The organism is Dysgonomonas termitidis, assembly GCF_042654545.1.
In the GTDB taxonomy this organism is placed as follows: domain Bacteria; phylum Bacteroidota; class Bacteroidia; order Bacteroidales; family Dysgonomonadaceae; genus Dysgonomonas; species Dysgonomonas termitidis.
The window spans coordinates 1-15170 of the sequence record NZ_JBHSGN010000043.1 but is presented as its reverse complement, the minus strand read 5'-3'; the positions used below and the strand labels follow the sequence as shown (position 1 = coordinate 15170).

Below are 15170 nucleotides of genomic sequence, written 5' to 3'. Positions count from 1 at the left end.
TCGGCCGGCCAAGAGAAAAAATAAGTTAAAATGACAGCTTTTTATCGTCTTGTAATATGTAACGGTAACTTAATTCTGCTGTAATATCTCATTAAGATTATCCTCTTATTTTCGCAACAGAAATGAGAAACCCTTAGAGATGAAATATAAAAGTACAAGCGATAAGGAATTATGGGAACGTTGCCGACAATATGATGACCAAAAGGCTTTCAGTGAGATTTTCCGTCGTCATACCCCGCAAATGTTACGCATAGCTTCACGCTATGTGAAAGACAAAATGGTCGCGGAAGAACTTGTTATGGACTGTTTTTTCAATCTTTGGGATAAACGTGAGCGGACAGTAATAAATGGCAAATTCCTTAATTATTTGTCCCGTTGCGTATATCACTCGGTTATATATTATCTTCGTAAAGAGATTCCTGCTACTGTTAGTCTGGAAGTTGTGGGAAAAATACAACAAACAGACCATGCTACTACCGACAGCTATCTTCTGATAGCTGACATTCGGTATATTTATAACAAGGCCCTTGAAAAATTGTCTCCCCGCCGTCGTGAAGCATTTGTATTAAGTCGGTATGAAAGCCTTACTTACCCTGAAATTGCGAAGAAAATGAATCTCTCGATAGGTGCAGTAGAACACTATATGGTCGCTGCATTGGAAGGTCTGCGGACAAATATGAAAGAATACATTTCAGTCTTAATACTTCTTATCGCATCTATTCATTAAATCCATAACTACTTTTCATTTTTCTCCCGCTATGGATAGTAGCGGACGGCCTTTATGTGTCTTCACAAACTCTTCTTTATTTAAATGCTACTAATAATCAATGTATTACTATTAATCAATTAAGAAAAATGTTTTTTTTAAATTTCCAATGACAAGGGTACGGGTGTTTTTAGCATCTATATAAATGAAGTGCTACTTAAAGCTCGCAAATATGCTATGGAAGAGAATCAGGATTTGTTCGTGAAATTTTTGGATGGTCGTTGTACTGGAGAGGAGTTTTTGCAGGTAAACCAACTGTTAGAAAATGAGGTGGAGTATATAAAACTTTTCAATTTGATAAAGCAACGCGAAAATTACGAGTTGGATAATCCGCCAGTTCCTAGTATCTCCATGCAGGAATGGGTACGCTCATTAGAGCCTGTGATGCAACAGCGCATCGCAATCCATGAAAGGAGAAACCGTCTTTTTTTTAGCAGAACAATCTTGCGTTGGAGTAGCATTGCCGCCATATTTGTGAGTGTGATAGTACTAACAAATGTAATGCTGTGGAATAATTCTGACTATACGGGTTTATCGGACGGCAAGACACAGGTTGTGCAATACGCTGAACTGGCCAACCCCGGCGGAATACCTAAACTTTATTTTCTGCCGGATGGTACGAAAATCTGGCTGGCGGCAGGAAGCACATTAAAGTATCCCGAACAGTTTGCTAAAAAGCATCGGGGTGTAGAACTTTCCGGCGAAGCATTCTTCGATGTCACACGGGACGAACAGCGGCCTTTCATCATACGTACTGGCGGTATAGAAACCCGTGTACTGGGTACTTCATTTAAGATAACGGCATTCAGCGGACAAGAGCAGGAGATTTCCGTGGCAACGGGTAAAGTGAGTGTGAGCAGTAATGGACAGGAAGTGGCCCTGCTTACACGTGGACTACAGGTGCGGCATAATTCTGAAACAGGGGAAAACACCCGGACAGAGATAGATCCTGCCACCCTCGAACAATGGAAAACAGGCGTGCTTATTTTTGATAAACAGCCGTTGAACCTTGTTGCAGAACAACTGGAAAGGCGTTACGGAATAGATATCGAGTTTGCCAACCGGCAAATAGGTATCCGTCGTATACGTGGAGTATTTGCATCTGAAGAACAGGTGGAAACAATCATGGAATTACTCAGTATTGCCGGGAATTTCAGATACAGAAAATCAGGAGAGAAACATTATAAAATTTACTAATCAATAAACTAAAAAAGAGATGAAAACATAGCCAAACAATAGACATTACATCCAGGATTTGATATATACAATAATTATCAATTAGTTATAGAAAAACCATAACGTATTAAGAATAAAAAGAGCGCCTTGCTACGAACAGGACGCTCCTTACTGCCAAGGCGGCAGGTGAATTTATGAATAATATAATATTCATCCATAAAAACAAAAACTCAACAAAGGTATGAATTTTTTCAAAACATTTTTTAGACGCAGTAAAAAAGAAGTTTTACTTGCGGGCATGAACCTGTTTTTTCTGCTGCTGCCTGTAATGGCTCAAAGTCAGGATTTGGCTGCAAAGAAAATCAGCATGAATGTTAACAATGTCTCACTGGAAACTGCATTTGCAGAAATAGAGAAACAGAGCGGCGTAAAGTTCACTTATGGCGAGGACATCAACAAGTATGTCGCAAATAAAGTCACTATCGTGGCAAACAACATTTCTGTAAACGATGCCATCTCACGTACGTTGAATAACAGTAATCTACAGTACACACAGCGAGGAAACAATGTGGCAATCAGCGAAAAGCCTGCACAGTCACACTCGCAATCCCATGTTCAAACTCAACAAAACCCACGCCGTACCGGGACTGTAACAGATAACACAGGCGGACCCTTAATCGGCGTTAGTATAACCATAAAAGGAACTTCGACAGGAACCGTTACCGATGTGGATGGTAAGTTTAGTATTCAAGCTAAACCGGGCGATACGATGCAATTCTCATATGTCGGCTTTTCAACAAAAACAATTATAATCGGCAACGAGCAGGTATTGAACATTGTTTTGGAAGAGGACAGGCAGGTGCTCGATGAAATCGTTGTAGTGGGATATCAATCTATCCGTAAGTCACATCTTACCGGAGCCGTCTCAAGCGTGAAAAATCAAGAACTGAACCTGACTACTCCGTCAATGGGGCAAGCCTTGGTTGGCAAGGTGGCCGGCGTGCAGATTTCCCAGGTGAGTGGGGCCCCCTATAACAGTACAAAAATCCGTGTAAGGGGCACCGTTTCTGTTAACGCCTCATCCGATCCCTTGTATGTGATAGACGGCTATCCGTCAAATGCAGATATATCTCTCAATCCGGAAGATATAGAATCAATAGAGATACTTAAAGATGCAGCATCGGCAGCTATTTATGGCTCACGTGCATCTGGTGGCGTGGTTATGATAACCACTAAGCGGGGAAAGGAGAGTAAAGTAAAAGTAGATGTTAATTACCAGCATACTATCGGACAGCTGAGCAAAAAAGTAGACCTGCTCAATGCACAGGAGTTTGCCGAGCTGTTTGTCGATGCCCATAACAATACCTATCGCGATTTGCTTGTCAATGCCGGAAAACTATGGGATGATTCCTATAGAAGCGATAACAACTCGCAACGTACACAAAGGATCGGAAGTAACAACAGTACGGCTAATATTCCCGAATGGATGTATGACTATGCAACACAAAGCGTAAAAAAAATGCAATACGATACCGATTGGCAGGATGAGCTTTACAGAACTGCGCAAGGTAACCGCATCCACCTGAATATCACAGGCGGAAACAGCGGCATACGTTACAACCTCAGTGGTTCCTACCAGAACATGGAAGGTATCATTGTCTCTACCAGACAGAACCGGATTAACCTCCGCAGCAACATTGATATGAATGTAAGCCAGCGCTTCAAGGCAGGTGCAAATTTTGCATTGACAAGCACCAGTAACAGAGAAGTGCAGGAAGGAAGGTTTCATCAGGGGCCTATACTCGCCGCGTTGGTATATCTTCCTATTTTCAAATCACACAATGAAGACGGATCATTATCTAAATACGAAATGGCCTCGTATTCCAGCGAGTTTTCATTCCAGAATGATATAGACAATCCCGTGGCTATGGCCACCGAGACGATCATTCGCCGCACAGGGCAGCGCAGCACATACAATATGTTTGGAACCTATGAACTGTTCGATGGCCTTGTAGCCAAAGCCAACCTGGGTATGTATACCTACAACGAAAAATACGATTTTTATCGTCCGACAAGCCTGACAAGCGGTGTAAATCCTCCGTATTCTGTTCAGGCGCAGGCCGCAGCTAATGCCGTAGGCAGGAGTTATGATATGATCGATTACCTGGGCGAATTTACACTAAGCTATAATAAGCAACTGGGCGAACATCTGATACAGGGCGTTGCCGGTGCTTCCCTCCAAGAGAATAAATCGGACATACTGGAAGTCAAGGGGACGGGTTATCAGGATGATTATATCCCTGAACTCACCGGACACGGTGCCAACGCTAGTGATATATCGCTTACCGGCAACACACGCAAGTCTGTTTGGACAATGGCATCTTATTTCACCCAAATGCTTTATAGTTTCCGGAGCCGTTATTTTCTGTCGGCTTCATTCCGCGGAGACGGATCTTCACTTTTCGGCCCGCTGAACCGTTGGGGTTATTTCCCGTCTGTATCGGGTGCATGGACTGTTTCGCAAGAAGATTTCTATCAAAAAGCTTTCGGCGCGTCATCTTCGCTTAAATTACGGGCCAGTTGGGGATTGAGCGGTAACAATAACATAGGTAACTATAATCATACGCAGGTTATGAGCTCACCTGTGGGAGTACCAAATGGAAGTAATAGCGTATTAACGGCGATGTATCCTGAGGCCTTTAAAGACCGGGGTTTGGGATGGGAATCGACTTCTCAGCTTAATACCGGGTTTGACCTTAGTCTCTTCAACGGACGCCTTTCATTGATAGCCAACTATTATAACAGCCATACTTACAACCTGTTGTTTAACCAATCCATATCGGCTATTTCCGGTAGTACCAGTTATCTGACCAACTTGCCCGATTCGAAGATCCGCAACCGGGGTATAGATGTCCAGGTCGATGGTTGGGTTGTGAATACAAAAGACTTTTCCCTCAAATTAGGAGGTAATATCAGCGTGAATCGCAATAAGGTTCTTGACTTAGGCCAGGCAGGTACGATTCTGACTAACGGAGCAGAACGTTCATACATGACACATATCACCGAGGAAGGCCAACCTATCGGAATGTTCTACGGATTCAAAGTAGCCGGTATGGTACGCGAATCGGATATGGCCAATCTGGCCGAAGACGACAGCCATTATAATCCATCCACCAGAAAATTCACAGATGGATACAAAATCAAAGGACCTCCCCGTTCGGTAGCCCAGACAGCCAAACTTATGCCCGGCGACTTGTACTTTAATGATACAAATGGTGACGGGATTGTTACTGACGAAGATAAGGAGATAATAGGCTCTCCTCATCCGGATTTTATCTATGGATTCAATCTGACAAGTAATTACAAGGCATTTGATTTTTCGGCTTCCTTCAACGGTTCGCAGGGGAATAAAGTGCTCGACGGACAGGATTATTATATATACAATATGGAGGGTTCGGGTAACAACTACAAAGATGTGGCGCAACGCTACCGTAACGAGCAAAACCCGGGTAATGGAAAGGTGTACCGTGCTTCGCGCGGTGGTACACAGAGTAACAGTACGCGCCTGTCTTCCTTCTATTTGCAGGATGGTTCCTTCCTCAGATGTACGAACATAACATTGGGGTATTCTCTGCCTGATATAGCGAAGATGACTCATAATAATATTTCTTCACTAAGATTGTATTTAGCTGTTGATAATGCTTTCACCGTTACCAAATATAAAGGTTATAATCCGGAAGTGGACTATAACAACGGAAGCAACCTGACTCCCGGCGTCGATTACGGTAAATACCCTTTAATGCGGGCATTTCAGGCAGGGGTTCAGTTATCATTTTAATTCACTACTTTAAAATCCTATTTTTATGAAAATTAAAAATATCAGTATAATCATAGCTATTTTCGTTACAGGCTTTTTCTTCAATTCCTGTAATGATTTTCTGGATCAAAAAGATCCGAATAAAATTACTGCTTCCGAATATTTTCAAAACGAAAATGATGTATTGCGGGCTGTAAACGGAGTATATCGTTCCATACGCGATAATTATTGTCTGGGCGAGGGCAGTACAGCCTATACGGAAGAACGCTCTGATAATATCAGTACACAGGATAACCAGTCGAGTGCGGGAGAACCTTTCCAGTTTGGAGATTATTCCCTGCTACCTACCAATACATATCTGAAAACACATTGGACAAGGATGTTCACAGCCATTGCCAACGCTAATTTCGTACTTACCTATATTGACGATGTGAAATTTTCAGACGAAAACCTGCGTAAACAATATAAGGCGGAGGCTAAATTTCTGCGGGCCCTGGTTTATTTTCATGTTGTCAGGAAATGGGGGGATGTCCCTTTGAGCGTTACCCATTTAACCTCTTCCGACGAAGTAGCGCAGTACACTTTTCGCGAAAAAAAAGAGAAAGTATATGAGCAGATAATAAAAGACCTTACTGAATCTCTGGATGCAGGAAGCCTTCCGGATCTTCAGCCAGTATCGGGAAAAGGGCGTACATGCAAAGCTGCGATTAATGCCTTGTTAGGACAAGTGTATCTTACAATGGCTACAACCCTGGATGATGGCCAGCGGCAAAACTATCTTGGATCGGCAAAAAAACACCTGACCGACGCTTATAATATGCGTACTTTCGGCAAGCTAAACGAAATTCCTTACAGAGATGTGTTCGATGTGGAGAAAAAGGATACTTGTCCGGAATTGATATTCCAGATTGTGTATATACGTGGCGACAAGGACTATAGCTCAAGTAAAGCCAGAGGGAACCAACCCCGCGATTCAAGGCTTCTTTCCCAGTATAACTCAACCGGAACGGTATTCCTGCCGTCCGATTTGGTAAAAGAATATGAAGAAGATGATATCCGCAAAGAATGGTCGGTGCAATATTCCGTATATTCCAATAGTTATTATATAGCCAAATTCAGGGATACAAGTGCAGGTGCAGGAACGCTTGGGTATGGTGGTAACGACTGGGTACTGATGCGTTATGCTGATGTTATGCTGCTGCTGGCAGAAACCTATATGCACCTTGGTGATGAAGCGGGTGCTGTCGGGCTGCTTAATCAGGTTCGCGAACGCGCCGGGCTTCCACATTATGAGGATATGCAAAACGATGCTGATTATAAATCAAAATACCCGACACTGAAATTAGCCATATTACATGAAAGAAGGGTAGAACTGGCTTTTGAAAACCATCGCTGGTATGATCTGTTGCGTAACTTTAATATTTCGGAGTTGGAAACATTTTTCCACAGCAAAACACGGACGGATTTCGGCCTTTCCAATCCGATGAACTTCGGAAAGAAAGACCTTTACTATCCTATTCCTTTCGATGAATGGAAACTGAATCCGGAAGGCATGTACCAGAATGAGGGATATGAATAAGCTTTTTCTTTTTTAATTGCTAAGAACAATGAAAATAATACAAATATTATGCACCCTGTTGCTGTTTTCAGCAGCAGGGTATGCCCAGGCCGATGCCAGTTACAGAATCGTCAATCCTCAGAAAATTGAATCCAAAAATTTTTACTTTGTCTCGTTGATTGAGCATTCTGATGAAATGAAAGTAATATTTAGAAATGATAAAGACCTTTCAGCTTTAGCACACAGGAAATACGATGATTTACAAATAGCCGGGAATATGCTGAATATAGTAAATTCATTACGTTTCACCGATATTGAAATAAATGTAGTCAGCAACAGATTAAAAGAATTATACCGTCCTGATAATGTATTGGGCAGACTTGTATCAAATCATCTGAAACCTTCAGGATGCTATTATGAATATGAAACTCCGGGCGGAGCTGATTTGTTGGTAAAAGCCTGGGAACAGGATGCACGGGGAATTAACCGCGTAATTGATGTTTACGGAGAGGGACAAAAACCTTATTATCCGCGTATCGATTCGATCAGTTTTGTCCGTAACAGTCCCAGACATCAAAACATGTTGACTGAGAGTAAAAGATATCTATTGGAATTTCTGAAAGATAATAATTTATTCTATGCTAATTCCCTGCAAGCAGCATTGTTGTTCCTGAGTATCAATGAGAGAAATGAAGCTGTTGACTTTGAGCCGCTGTCCGAAACTGTGAATAAAAAAGCTTATGAGCATATCCACGGGACAGACTGGGATAAGTATCCTTATTCGATAATCTTGTTGCTCGGTTCCGGCCCCAATGAATATGTTTCCACTTTAAACAGGGATATCAGGCCACGGTTAAAGATGGTCGCACTGAAATACCGGCAAGGAGTGGCACCGTTCATTGTCGTTTCCGGAGGAAGGGTTCATCCGTATAAAACGCCTAATAGCGAGGCTTTTTATATGAAGAAATACCTGATGGAAGAATGCGGCGTTCCGGAACATGCAATCCTTATGGAACCGCATGCACGCCATACGACTACCAATGTGAGGAATACTGTACGCATTATGTTCAGGCAAGGTATTCCGATGAATAAGTGTGCTCTGATCTCATCTTCGGAAAGTCATATATCTTCGGTGGCCAGTCCCGATTTTGCAAAACGCTGTCTGAATGAAATGGGAGTAAAACCTTATGAGCTGGGAAAAAGGATAAGTGAGCAGTTTCTCGAATTTTTTCCACAAATAACAGCCCTGCAAATAAATCCGGAACGAGACCCGCTTGATCCGTAACTGTCTTATATTTAAAGATATGAAATCTATTGTTTTGTTTGTTTTTATATACGTTTTTACGATACCGGCTTACTGCCAGCATGCTTCTGCCAGCTCTTTATTTTCAGTGGATTCCCTTGGTGCATGCCAAGGGGTAGGCAGGATAAATAACCGCGTCTATTTGTATGGCGACAGGGAAACCGGTATCATCAGGGAATATGAATATAAAGATGGCGTATTGGTTTACATGAATAGAGAGTGCCGGTTTACGATTGGCAAAAAGAATATTATTAATCATCCTACCGGCATTGCTTATTACGATGGGAAAGCTTTTATCGGGAATTCTGTGCGTGATGCCAGGAATCCTCAAGAGTGGCTTGCTACGATTTACCTCGTAGACTGGGATAAATTGCTTGAAACACAAACGCTTGATAAAAGTCTTATAAACACAGTCGCAGATGATATGGCTATACAGGGAACCCGCCCTGAGTACATCGAATATAAAGGCGAGCGTTTTGTTGTAACGTCCGATTACGGAAATAATGGCAACGAGGTACGGCTGTACCGCTATGATCTTTTGCAAAAAGCTTCAAAAACAAGTGAAAGCGGTATATTATATGACAAGTTTCCATGTACGCCCTGGGTACAGAACCTGCATTGGATAGCAGACAAAAATATCCTTGTACTGGTACAAAATCAGGAAGAAGGCCGGAAATGGCGCCTGACATTACTTGATTTGGAAAAGTCACTGGAAACCCATAAGGAATCAATCATTCAGGTAATTGATTTTGAAAACAGGGACGAACTGGAAGGCTTTTGCATGTTGTCGGACAGTAAGGGAATAGCAGTGTCTTCATCCCGCAGTAATAATGTGTTTATTTTTGATTTTGATCCGGCCCGCTAATAATAAAGGAATTTTAAATATATGATAATGAAAAGAATATGTAGTGTCCTATTATTTTTCTTGTGCTACAGCTTCATCATAGCACAAAACCCGAAAGTGTTGGTTGCTGCCCACCGGGGCGACTGGCGTAACTATACCGAAAACTGTCTTGAAGGCATTGAGAGTTGTATCAAAATGGGAGTGGATATTGTCGAAATCGATGTTGCCAGAACCAAAGACGGCCATTTGGTTTTGATGCACGACAAGACGATTGACCGTACTACCAACGGCAAAGGAAAAGTCAGCGATTTTATGTTGGAAGAAATCCGCGGTATGCGCCTCAAAAACGGTCTGGGCCGGGTAACGGATTTCCAAATTCCAACTTTGGAAGAAGCGATGCTGACCGCGAAAGATCGTATCATGGTTAATATAGACAAGGGCGATGTTTATTTCGATGATGTTTATAAAGTTCTGGAAAAAACAGGTACAATTAAACAGGCTATTATCAAATCAGATAAACCGTATGAAGAACTGAAAGCACTATATGGTGACATTCTGGACAAGATGATATTCATGCAGATCATCACACTGAAAAAGGAGACAACGCTTGATCCCATCGCTTCTCTACTGGATAAAAAATATCCCTATTACGAAATCTGCTTTCAGGAAGAAAACCCTGAATTATTGCTGCAAATAAAGGAAAAGCTACAAACAGCAAATTCTGTAATCTGGATGAATTCTCTTTGGGACTCCCTTAGCAGTAGACACAGCGACGACAGGGCATTGGAAGATCCTGATGGTACCTGGGGGTATTTAATTAATGAGTTAGGCGCAGGAGTATTGCAAACCGACCGCCCTCTATTGATGCTGGACTATTTGAAGGGAAAAAATAGGCATGATTAAGAATATTTCACTAGAAATTAACCGTTACAGTTACACTTTCTATCAGTAAACGTTGTTTCTGCCCTCCGCTAAGACCTTTGCCCATCATCATTGTTTGATATGCTTGCGGCATAGCTTCGATTTCTTTTATATAGCTATATCCACTGCCCTTTGTAGGGCTTTGTAATCTATTTTTTCTTCATTCAATACGATATTATTTTAATAAGTGAGGATAGAATAGGGTTGTATTTAATAACGGTGGAAAAGTGTTCTGTCAATATCCCGATGCGGGTAAACTGAAGATATCATTGTAAACCGGGAATATTTAAGGTATATTTACCTGACGATTATATAATGAGCATAAGCAAAAAACACTACATTTATGGAATAGAATATCCTAATAGTTCTAATTGATAAAAACATATCATGAAACTCAAATTATACAAATCCCTATTTCATGTGTTTTCCTTTTTATCCGATAAGACGAATGGGGCTAATCTTTTTGTCAGATATAAGCTCCTGTTAGGAACACTTATTATTGGATTGGCAGGAATATCAGCAAAAGCTCAAAAAAAAGAAACCGTGAATGATACGATTCCTCTTCGAAAACCTCTTCATTCAGAGATGGCATCCTGCTATAAGGTCGCTGTTGATTCAACTAAAATACCACAGATCTCAGATACTCTGGATATTAAAGAGGTAGTTGTTGTAGGGCGTAGATCGATAGTAAAAGATCGTTCCGCTATTACTTGTTATGCAGTTCAGGTCATTGAAGAGCCTGTAATAAAAACCAAAGCTCCATTAAACATAGATTCTATAATAAACAAGCCACTAAATACAAATATTTCGAATGAGTTTGCAGGCATCATGTGTTATGGTATTGTCAATATGCCGTATAGCAACGATGATATATATGCTTCCGGCCCTGAAGAAAGGGAATTCTATTATGACCAGGTAACAACAAAGCCGATATCTCCTGCTGGTAATCTTGAAGATTTTGAAAAATGGATTCAAAGTAACCTTCAATACAGCGAACAAATGAGAAAAAGCAAAATTGAAGGAGACGTTATCCTAAGTTTTGTTATAAATAAAAAAGGAAAAGTAATAAATAAAAAGATTGTAAAAAGCCCATCAGGAGAAGCTGATAAAGAAGTTCTTAAAGTAGTCTCTAAATCTAAAAGATGGAAACCGGGACAGCTCTACGGAGTTCCGGTAAAAACAAGAATAACAATAACAATAAAGCTTAATGGTGACATAGGATGAAACTCAAATCATATAACATATTATTTAGCCTGTTTTCTTTTCTTGCGGATAAAACAAACGGATCGCCGATCTTTGTCAAGTATAAATTGTTGCTGGGTACATTGATTATTAGCATAGCAGGGACAACTGCTCATGCACAGAGAAAAGCTGAGATGCCTTGTTATGATACGATACCTCCTCGTACATCTAAAAACAAAGAAATAATAACTAAGGCTATAACATCTTCGGAAAACCAGAGTAATAAATACGATAGTCTGATAGAAATAAAGGGAAGAGTAAACGATCAACAAGGAGAATTTATTGCCGGGGTATCAATCCTTGTAAAAGGGACTACAGTTGGAACCGTATCTGATATAAACGGGACTTTTAGTATTAAGGCTAAACCTACAGATAAGCTTGTATTTTCTTTTGTTGGTATGGAAAGTCGAGAAATATCTGTTTCATCAATGAGTGGTGGAGAAGCGATAATAACAATGAAAGATTCGGAAATGATTCTTTGCTACGAAGTCATTGTAGTTAGTAGTTCAAGATTCCGGGATGATATATATTCACCCCGAGGGAATACAATAACTAGAGTTTCTTATAATGAAATATCTAAAAAACCGCTTTCTCCTGCCGGTGATATTGAAAGCTTCCAAAAATGGGTGCAGAGTAATATCCGGTATAGTGAACAGATGAAGAAAGATAAAATCAAAGGAGAAGTCATCCTTAGTTTTACCATTGACAAAAAAGGGAGATTGGCAGATAAGAAAGTGATAGGGAAATTGTCAAAGGAAGCGGATAAAGAAGCTTTGAGAGCTTTATCGTTGTCTGGAGCATGGGAACCGGGAATCCATTATGATGGTAAGCCAATTAAAACAACGATGACTATTAGCCTGAATTTTGGTTATGAATAATAAGGAAAGATTACAATTATATAACATTGCTTTAGAACTGACTGATAAGTGTAATCTTGCTTGCCGTTACTGTTACAATATCTGGAAGATACCCGGTGCTGAACATCAAACATTCAATTCATACAATAAGGCAATCAAAGCCCTCAAACAAGTTTTTGCGCAAGCGGATGTTCGTAACATTACCCTTACGGGAGGAGAACCTTTTATTGCTCAACGTATCAAAGAGATTGCTCTTTTTTGCCGGATGGATGGTAAAACCGTTACGGTTATCAGTAATGGTTTCAAAGGTACAGCAGATGATTATAAAGATATGATAGCTATGGGGATTACCCTGTTTGAGTTCCCTATACATTCTGCCGACGAAGTTGTACATGATTACATTACGCAGGTAAACGGAAGTTGGAAGAAATCTATCAATTCTGTTCGGGCAGCACAAAGTACAGGCGGTTATCCGGTTCCTGTGATTGTATTGACGAAATACAATGTAGAAGTCCTTGCTGATACCCTGGGTTTTATTGCCGATTTAGGTTTAAGACGAATCATGATGAACCGATACAATATCGGAGGATGCGGTACTGCTGATCCGGCTTCTGTTTCGGCTAACCACAGTCAATTAAAAAAAGCATTTACGATCGCTAATACTAAAGCTGAGGAGCTGGGCTTGGTAATATCATCCAATGTATGTTCTCCCGATTGCTTACTTGATCCGGAGAAGTATACAAACATCATGTTCGGCCATTGTTCGGATAATGTCTTACAAAAGCCTATAACGATGGATATTAACGGAAATATTCGTCTTTGTAATCATTCACCCGTAGTGGCAGGAAATATCTACAAACAAGATTTAAGAGAAATCCTGTATTCCCCATATGCCAATTCGTGGAATGAAACTGTCCCTGAGTATTGCAGTAAATGTAACAAATGGGATACTTGCCGCGGAGGCTGCCGTGCTGCTTCCGAGCAATGCGGATTAGGATTGGAGCATGTCGATCCTATATTGACATGTGCGGAACTAATCTGATTTTTCAATAATTACTTTATAAAAAACAAAATATCCGATAGTTGAACCGTTTCTTCTATTTATTATTTATTCGAATCTCTTTTGTCCTGAGATTAGTGGCTATAATAGCTGTCAATATAAGGATTACCCCGATCCATCGCATGGTATCTACGAATTCGTGCAGTATAAATGCCGAAGACAGGACTGCGACAGGCAGTTCTACAGCGCTAAGTATAGCTCCGATGGAAACGCCGACTCGCGGTATACCCATCGAGAAAAGAAGAGGAGGAATAACAGTACCTAACAGAGCCAAAATTAATCCCCAAAGGGCCAATCCTCCCCAAAATACACCATTGAAGAAAAACACGGGAGGGAAGATAATCCATGTGACAGTACATGATCCGGTGATCATCAACGCGCTCTTTTTCAATACGGGGAGATCATTACCTATACGTCCGCTGGTCATCAGGAATATAGCATAACAAGTGGCTGCAAACAGACCGAAAATAATGCCTTTCGGATTGAGAATTATCTCCTGACTGAATATTCCGCCTGCCAGAAGCGTACCAGCCAGGACAACACCAAGTAGCAACAGTTGCTTTTTGCTTGGCTTTTTCTTGAATACAACAGCCTCTATCAGTATACTTATCCACAAATATTGCATCAATAAAATAATAGCGACAGAAGCGGGCAGCAGTTTAACGCACTGATAATAGAATATCCCTACCAGACCGGTAAAAGTTCCGGCTAAAGCAATTTTCCACCAACTGGTTGTAGGTTGTGATACATCTGTCTCTTCCGATTTTTTCTGTTTCTTAAACGATCTGGTAGCCAGGTATAACAACCACAAGATAATCATGCCCGAAAAAGATTGTGTACCTGTAATTTCTCTTAAGGTATATCCATTGGTATAAGCAAATTTTACGATAGTGGATAAGAGCCCAAAGCTGGCTGCTCCCATGAATACTAATAATCCGCCTTTTATTCTCTCATTCATAATTTTAGTAATTTACAGCTATGTCCGACATATTCATCTCCGGAAGAAAGCACACAAAAAAGGAGTACCCTTTTGCGGATACCCCCTCCATTTGTTTTATCGTTCGTATATGATATCGGATAGGGATATCATATACGGGTTGGTACTGCAAAATTACAAAATTTATTTTTCAGGACAAAATATGCAAAAAGTAACCTTGTTGAAAGGCTATGAGCTATGGCGGGTTCATTTTAATCCGAACATATATTCAGGCTTTAACACTATATGTTCATAACTCTCTTATTGAATTTTTGAACCTAAAATATGATTGGCCTACTTTTGCATGCATTATATAAATCAGATCATGGACAGTGTAGACTTTATAAAGAATAATTGGTATTCCGCAGTATATGAAAGCGGTTTCAGTATAATATTCAAAGCCGTGGAAGAGAGTGATAAATCTTTGTCATTTTGTCGTAAAGATGGGATCATTGTAGATAATCTGCCCGAAGGGTACCAGAAGATCGTTTCCTATGGTATCCTTGAGCCGGATTATAAATGATTTTATGCTGGCATTTTTATTATCAGATAAGACATTATAGATCATATCAAAAAAAGAGACCGGGCCCGGCAGGAGTGGTCGGAAGAAATTCCGATCACTTTTTGTTTTCTACGTTTTGAAGAAAATA

General features: G+C 40.6%; 12 protein-coding genes. 11 read left to right on the top strand and 1 reads right to left on the bottom strand.

What is annotated here, in order from left to right; translation table 11 throughout:
* Positions 1 to 139 precede the first annotated feature (139 nt).
* The 10 genes from ACFO6W_RS04885 to ACFO6W_RS04840 all read left to right on the top strand — a co-directional run bounded on the left by ACFO6W_RS04885 (position 140) and on the right by ACFO6W_RS04840 (position 13526).
* The gene (locus tag ACFO6W_RS04885; protein WP_379994250.1) at positions 140 to 727 is read left to right on the top strand and encodes an RNA polymerase sigma factor; all 588 of its coding nucleotides are present in this window, start codon (positions 140 to 142) and stop codon (positions 725 to 727) included.
* A 216-nt stretch (positions 728 to 943) separates the two neighbouring features.
* Entirely contained in the window at positions 944 to 1963 is a 1020-nt protein-coding gene (locus tag ACFO6W_RS04880; protein ID WP_379994249.1) for a FecR family protein, read from the top strand.
* A 220-nt stretch (positions 1964 to 2183) separates the two neighbouring features.
* Positions 2184 to 5780, top strand: coding sequence for a SusC/RagA family TonB-linked outer membrane protein (locus tag ACFO6W_RS04875; protein WP_379994248.1), 3597 nt, complete (start codon positions 2184 to 2186; stop codon positions 5778 to 5780).
* A 25-nt stretch (positions 5781 to 5805) separates the two neighbouring features.
* Complete coding sequence (locus ACFO6W_RS04870; RefSeq protein ID WP_379994247.1) at positions 5806 to 7338, top strand: RagB/SusD family nutrient uptake outer membrane protein; 1533 nt, start codon at positions 5806 to 5808, stop codon at positions 7336 to 7338.
* A gap of 28 nt (positions 7339 to 7366) precedes the next feature.
* Positions 7367 to 8602 carry a YdcF family protein gene (locus ACFO6W_RS04865; protein WP_379994246.1) on the top strand — a complete coding sequence of 412 codons (1236 nt, stop codon included), beginning with the start codon at positions 7367 to 7369 and terminating at the stop codon, positions 8600 to 8602.
* Positions 8603 to 8621: 19 nt separating this feature from the next.
* Positions 8622 to 9485 (top strand): hypothetical protein, encoded by an 864-nt coding sequence (locus tag ACFO6W_RS04860; protein WP_379994245.1) that lies wholly within the window; start codon positions 8622 to 8624, stop codon positions 9483 to 9485.
* Positions 9486 to 9512: 27 nt separating this feature from the next.
* Positions 9513 to 10367, top strand: coding sequence for a glycerophosphodiester phosphodiesterase family protein (locus tag ACFO6W_RS04855; RefSeq protein WP_379994244.1), 855 nt, complete (start codon positions 9513 to 9515; stop codon positions 10365 to 10367).
* 405 nt (positions 10368 to 10772) lie between these two features.
* Positions 10773 to 11609: an energy transducer TonB gene (locus ACFO6W_RS04850; RefSeq protein WP_379994243.1), complete on the top strand. Its 837-nt coding sequence runs from the start codon at positions 10773 to 10775 to the stop codon at positions 11607 to 11609.
* A complete protein-coding gene (locus ACFO6W_RS04845) occupies positions 11606 to 12505 on the top strand; it encodes a carboxypeptidase-like regulatory domain-containing protein (RefSeq protein ID WP_379994242.1) in 900 nt (299 codons plus the stop codon). Before ACFO6W_RS04850 ends, ACFO6W_RS04845 begins: the two co-directional genes overlap by 4 nt.
* Positions 12498 to 13526: a radical SAM protein gene (locus tag ACFO6W_RS04840; protein ID WP_379994241.1), complete on the top strand. Its 1029-nt coding sequence runs from the start codon at positions 12498 to 12500 to the stop codon at positions 13524 to 13526. Before ACFO6W_RS04845 ends, ACFO6W_RS04840 begins: the two co-directional genes overlap by 8 nt.
* Before the next feature lie 55 nt (positions 13527 to 13581).
* Here the strand turns inward: ACFO6W_RS04840 and ACFO6W_RS04835 are convergent, their stop codons facing one another.
* Positions 13582 to 14502: an EamA family transporter gene (locus ACFO6W_RS04835; RefSeq protein ID WP_379994240.1), complete on the bottom strand. Its 921-nt coding sequence runs from the start codon at positions 14500 to 14502 to the stop codon at positions 13582 to 13584.
* A 343-nt stretch (positions 14503 to 14845) separates the two neighbouring features.
* Here ACFO6W_RS04835 and ACFO6W_RS04830 point away from each other — a divergent pair, with 343 nt between their 5' ends.
* A complete protein-coding gene (locus tag ACFO6W_RS04830) occupies positions 14846 to 15043 on the top strand; it encodes a hypothetical protein (protein WP_379994239.1) in 198 nt (65 codons plus the stop codon).
* The last annotated feature ends 127 nt before the right edge of the window (positions 15044 to 15170 follow it).

Excerpts from the sequence above, each read along its gene's own strand:
- ACFO6W_RS04885 (WP_379994250.1), top strand. The coding sequence starts at position 140 with ATGAAATATAAAAGTACAAGCGATAAGGAATTATGGGAACGTTGCCGA.
- ACFO6W_RS04880 (WP_379994249.1), top strand. The coding sequence starts at position 944 with ATGGAAGAGAATCAGGATTTGTTCGTGAAATTTTTGGATGGTCGTTGT.
- ACFO6W_RS04875 (WP_379994248.1), top strand. The coding sequence starts at position 2,184 with ATGAATTTTTTCAAAACATTTTTTAGACGCAGTAAAAAAGAAGTTTTA.
- ACFO6W_RS04870 (WP_379994247.1), top strand. The coding sequence starts at position 5,806 with ATGAAAATTAAAAATATCAGTATAATCATAGCTATTTTCGTTACAGGC.
- ACFO6W_RS04865 (WP_379994246.1), top strand. The coding sequence starts at position 7,367 with ATGAAAATAATACAAATATTATGCACCCTGTTGCTGTTTTCAGCAGCA.
- ACFO6W_RS04860 (WP_379994245.1), top strand. The coding sequence starts at position 8,622 with ATGAAATCTATTGTTTTGTTTGTTTTTATATACGTTTTTACGATACCG.
- ACFO6W_RS04855 (WP_379994244.1), top strand. The coding sequence starts at position 9,513 with ATGAAAAGAATATGTAGTGTCCTATTATTTTTCTTGTGCTACAGCTTC.
- ACFO6W_RS04850 (WP_379994243.1), top strand. The coding sequence starts at position 10,773 with ATGAAACTCAAATTATACAAATCCCTATTTCATGTGTTTTCCTTTTTA.
- ACFO6W_RS04845 (WP_379994242.1), top strand. The coding sequence starts at position 11,606 with ATGAAACTCAAATCATATAACATATTATTTAGCCTGTTTTCTTTTCTT.
- ACFO6W_RS04840 (WP_379994241.1), top strand. The coding sequence starts at position 12,498 with ATGAATAATAAGGAAAGATTACAATTATATAACATTGCTTTAGAACTG.
- ACFO6W_RS04835 (WP_379994240.1), bottom strand. The coding sequence starts at position 14,502 with ATGAATGAGAGAATAAAAGGCGGATTATTAGTATTCATGGGAGCAGCC.
- ACFO6W_RS04830 (WP_379994239.1), top strand. The coding sequence starts at position 14,846 with ATGGACAGTGTAGACTTTATAAAGAATAATTGGTATTCCGCAGTATAT.